This window comes from Pseudomarimonas arenosa (genome assembly GCF_014841215.1).
In the GTDB taxonomy this organism is placed as follows: Bacteria; Pseudomonadota; Gammaproteobacteria; order Xanthomonadales; family Xanthomonadaceae; genus Pseudomarimonas; species Pseudomarimonas arenosa.
In genome coordinates this window covers 1-3,765 of record NZ_JACYTR010000117.1, presented here as the reverse complement: position 1 = coordinate 3,765, position 3,765 = coordinate 1, and the positions used below count along the sequence as shown (strand labels likewise).

Below are 3,765 nucleotides of genomic sequence, written 5' to 3'. Positions count from 1 at the left end.
CGCGGCACCTCTTCCGAAGCAGTGAGCCCGGTGGAGCGGAGCGCCAGAGCCAACGCAATCGCCGTAAGCCTGCCGGTGAGAGTCCACGAATGCATTGTAAGTGCGCCTAACGCCGTATTGAGCTGCCGCGGCGCGACAGTTGATCAGTAAACACGGTAGCCTCTCCCCGCGGTCAGCTCGAATACGTAGTTAGACAACGCGGATTCAACAAGTAACCGCAACGCCTTGGCTTTTTGAGAGGGCGGCTGGTAATACTGGCCACTTCCTCATCCGGCAAGAAGGGGTTGCAACCATGTATTACCAGCTCACCCAGGACGAACGATATCTCATTTCGCAGGCCAAGCGCAGCGGAATGGGCGTGTGTGAAATCGCCAGGCTCTGTGGCCGTTCGCCGAGCACGATTTCGCGCGAGTTGAAAAGGAACCTGACGGCACACGATGGCATCTACCGTGCTGAGCGGGCGCAGAGCTACGCGACAGCACGCAGACGGCGCTGCAGGCGAGGATCGCAGTTTGGCGAGCACGTGCACGCATCGGTGGTGGCGGCGCTAACGCAACAATGGAGCCCTGCGCAAATCGTGGGCGCCTTTAGCAAGAGCGGGCTGGAAGTGCCCAGCCACGAGACCATTTACCGTTGGATTCGCCGTGACAGACGGGCTGGCGGGCAGCTCTACAAGCACACGCGGATCATGTCCAAGGTGGGCCGAAAGCGTTATCGGAGCCGGCCTGCACGAGGCATTTTGCTGGGAAAGCGGCATATCAGCGAGCGCCCAAGAGTCGTTGATGCACGCAGGCGGCTCGGCGACTGGGAGGGCGACACGGTGATGGGACGAGGCTCGCGGCATTGCCTGTTGACGCTGATTGAGCGGAAGAGCCGATTTACCGTGATTCGCAAACTTATGGCCCGAACCGCTAGCGAAGTAGTGAACGCGTTTGAAGACGTCGTTGACCTTGGCGAATTCAACTTCAAAACAATGACGCTAGACAATGGCACTGAATTTCACAGCTACAAGGAACTGGAAGTTCTCGGTGAACTGAAGTGCTATTTTTCAACGCCCTACCACTCGTGGGAGCGGGGAACCAATGAGAACGCAAACGGACTCATTCGCCAGTACTTACCCAAAGGTAAGTGCCTTAGGAACATTACCCAAGAAGATTGTGATTGGATCGCCAATCGACTAAATGAACGACCGAGAAAATGCTTGGGTTTCAAAACCCCTAAAGAGGTTTACTATCGGTCATGAGTGGTGTTGCGGTTGGCGTGTGAATCTAAGCAACGGGCGATGCTTGTACATAGACAGATTTGTGGATAGGCCCGCCGCGAAAGACTGAAGTATACGTGCGAGGAAGCAAATTGTGCGCCCTGCGAAAGATTTGGAATTGCCCTCGCGGGGATTTGGCTAGTGCGTGCCCAGAGCTGGAAAGAGCCGGGCATGAAAATGCGAGACGCTTGGGGCTTGGCCGAGGCCACAGCTCGCGCTTGTTGGATGGAAGATTTATCTGCTTTGAAGCCACCGAAACAAGCGCTCTTGAAGGGGCTGCCTCAGTTCAAAACCCCAGTTGACTAACGCCGTATTGAGCTGCCGTTGGCCGGCAACGTATCAGAAAACACCACGACATCTCCCAACGGTCAGCTCGAATACGTAGTTAGGGCACGGGCGAAACACTGCTGACACATTTCTGACCGGCCCCGGGCCAAGACTGAAGTATACGTGCGATGAGCCCGGCCGTGCAGATGCTAAGAAGGGAAGCGCGGCTGCCAAGCGCCAGGTGGACCGTGCGATGAGCTGAGAAGTACGTGCGAAAAGCTGAATCTGGGAACTTGCCCGGAGGTCGGGGCTCCCCTTGCCGGGCCTCAGATGGTGTATGCCGACAGCGGGAATTTTCCGCTCTGTATGCAAAGCCGCCAGCACTTGGCGAGGTCGAGACTGGAGTGCTCTTGGGCCAAGAGCGCGGCGGACTTGAAGACTTGCGAGGTATCGACCAGATGGGAACACCACAGCCAAGAACCCCAGTGGCCTAACGCCGTATTGAGGTGCCGCGGCACGATAACACTTCAGGAAACATCACAACCTCTCCCCGCGGTCAGCTCAAATACGTAGTTAGGGAACAGGACGACCCGCCAACGAATAGCGGAGCGAGTCGACCAACCCGCGACTCCGGGTCCCGGGGTCTACGGGAGCGGAGTTGGCCGCAAGTGTAACCTGCCGGAAGAGAAGCGTGGGGCACAGGAAGGGCGGAGCGATCGGGCGTGCCGCGAAGCGGGACGCAGCGACAGCCTGGGCCAGCGGAGCGAAGCTGCGCGGCCAGACTGCGGGAACCTGACAAGGTGCGATGTCACGCCCCAGATTTTGTCGCCGGCTCCGATCTCGGGAGGACGAGTGACGCCGCAACTCGACGAAGACAAGAACGCTGGAGCGAACCTTGAACCTCATGCCTCGGTACTGAGCCCCTGTTGCCTAACGCCGTATTGAGCTGCCGCGGCGCGATAGTTGATCAGTAAACACGGTAGCCTCTCCCCGCGGTCAGCTCGAATACGTAGTTAGACACCGGGCGATGCTTGTACATAGACAGATTTGTGGATAGGCCCGCCGCGAAAGACTGAAGTATACGTGCGAGGAAGCAAATTGTGCGAACCCCGAAAGATTTGGAATTGCCCTCGCGGGGATTGGGCTAGTGCGTGCCCAGAGCTGGAAAGAGCCGGGCATGAAAATGCGAGACGCTTGGGGCTTGGCCGAGGCCACAGCTCGCGCTTGTTGGCTGGATGATTGATCTGCTTTGAAGCCACCGCAGCAAGCGCTCTTGAAGGGGCTGCCTCAGTTCAAAACCCCAGTTGACTAACGCCGTATTGAGCTGCCGTTGGCCGGCACCATATCAGAAAACTCCATGACCTCTCCCAACGGTCAGCTCGAATACGTAGTTAGCCGACGCACACCATCACCTACCCAAATGAGCACTTCCAGTGGCCTCCACTATTGTAGACGACATGAGGTCCGTCAAAGCCCAGAAACACCAGCTCGAAGCCGGAACCTTGCACCGACAAGAGTGGAGCGGGCACTGAACCGGCTAGGGACTGCAACTCGTCTTGAGTGGGGAGGCGATTGTGCTCTGAACGGAAGGCCTGAACTGTGGAGGCGAAGCCGCTGAGTCTTGCCACTTCGTTCTTGTTTAGGAGCAAGCACACGCGATTTGGGGCGAGATAGAGAGCTGCAAGCGCCAAGATTCCGCATATGCCGGGAAGCGCGGAGGCAACCAGCCTCCATTCAGAAGCTACTGTAGTGCGGCTCGAGTGGTGGCCTGCGCTCGACAGCAGCGGTGCTGAGAAACTCAACACAGCGAGAGACGCCAGCGCAATTGCTGCGTGACTCGACGGGACTACGATGACGCCGAGTACCGCCCCGAACACCGCCGATTTTGTGACGTGGAAATCCCGACGTTGGGCCCAATGACCTACACCATAGAACATGGTTGCGGTAATCATAAGAATCGCGGCTACTGTCAGAGTGCCCGGGATTGCGAGGCCGACCTGATGTGTCGGAACTGTAACCAAGACCGTGACGAAAGCCGCAGCTCCGTGTGAGACGGCAAAGGCGAAGAGTGAAGCCCAGCTACGTTTCATGTGTTGGCTAACGCCGTATTGAGCTGCCGTTGGCCGGCAGAGTAACAGAAAACACCATGACGTCTCCCAACGGTCAGCTCGAATACGTAGTTAGGGTTACCCGCCGCACGCGTCGCTATCTGGGAACAGGCCCGACACGTTCTCGAC

General features: G+C 57.7%; 1 protein-coding gene. It reads left to right on the top strand.

The features are described 5' to 3' along the window. Positions 1–292 precede the first annotated feature (292 nt). Positions 293–1,243 carry an IS30 family transposase gene (locus IFO71_RS21320; protein WP_192031710.1) on the top strand — a complete coding sequence of 317 codons (951 nt, stop codon included), beginning with the start codon at positions 293–295 and terminating at the stop codon, positions 1,241–1,243. The last annotated feature ends 2,522 nt before the right edge of the window (positions 1,244–3,765 follow it).